This window comes from Rhizobium herbae, from assembly GCF_017873135.1.
Lineage (GTDB): Bacteria > Pseudomonadota > Alphaproteobacteria > Rhizobiales > Rhizobiaceae > Pararhizobium > Pararhizobium herbae.
The window spans coordinates 1-1,160 of the sequence record NZ_JAGGJV010000025.1; the positions used below are offsets into that span (position 1 = coordinate 1).

1 protein-coding gene is annotated in these 1,160 nt (G+C 62.2%); it reads left to right on the forward strand.

Going from position 1 to position 1,160, the window contains the following annotated elements:
* Window positions 1–1,160: elongation factor Tu (tuf, locus tag J2Z75_RS29115; protein WP_209857449.1), on the forward strand; the 1,160-nt coding region annotated here is incomplete at its 3' end.

Consider the following 1,160-nt stretch of genomic DNA (forward strand, 5'->3'; position numbering starts at 1 on the left):
ATGGCAAAGAGCAAATTTGAGCGCAACAAGCCGCACGTTAACATTGGCACGATCGGCCACGTCGACCATGGCAAGACGTCGCTGACGGCAGCGATCACGAAGTATTTCGGCGAATACAAGGCGTACGACCAGATCGACGCTGCTCCGGAAGAAAAGGCCCGCGGCATCACCATCTCGACGGCACACGTCGAATACGAGACGGCCAACCGTCACTATGCCCACGTCGACTGCCCCGGCCACGCCGACTACGTCAAGAACATGATCACCGGTGCTGCGCAGATGGACGGCGCGATCCTGGTGTGCTCGGCTGCCGACGGCCCGATGCCGCAGACCCGCGAGCACATCCTGCTTGCCCGTCAGGTCGGCGTTCCGGCGATCGTGGTGTTTTTGAACAAGGTCGACCAGGTTGACGACGCCGAGCTTCTCGAGCTCGTCGAGCTGGAAGTGCGCGAACTGTTGTCGATGTACGACTTCCCGGGCGACGACATCCCGATCATCAAGGGTTCGGCACTGGCTGCGCTTGAAGATTCGGACAAGAAGATCGGCGAAGATTCGATCCGCGAGCTGATGGCTGCTGTCGACGCCTACATCCCGACGCCTGAGCGTCCGATCAACCTGCCGTTCCTGCTGCCGATCGAAGACGTGTTCTCGATCTCCGGCCGTGGCACGGTCGTGACCGGCCGCGTCGAGCGTGGCATCGTCAAGGTTGGCGAAGAAGTCGAGATCGTCGGCATCCGCGCCACCACGAAGACGACGGTGACCGGCGTTGAAATGTTCCGCAAGCTGCTCGACCAGGGCCAGGCCGGCGACAACATCGGCGCGCTGATCCGCGGCGTCACCCGTGACGGCGTCGAGCGTGGCCAGATCCTGTGCAAGCCGGGTTCGGTCAAGCCGCACAAGAAGTTCATGGCCGAAGCCTACATCCTGACGAAGGAAGAAGGCGGCCGTCATACGCCGTTCTTCACCAACTACCGTCCGCAGTTCTACTTCCGCACGACGGACGTGACCGGCATCGTGTCGCTTCCTGAAGGCACGGAAATGGTCATGCCTGGCGACAACGTCACGGTCTCCGTCGAGCTGATCGTTCCGATCGCGATGGAAGAAAAGCTGCGCTTCGCCATCCGCGAAGGCGGCCGCACCGTCGGCGCCGGCATCGTCGC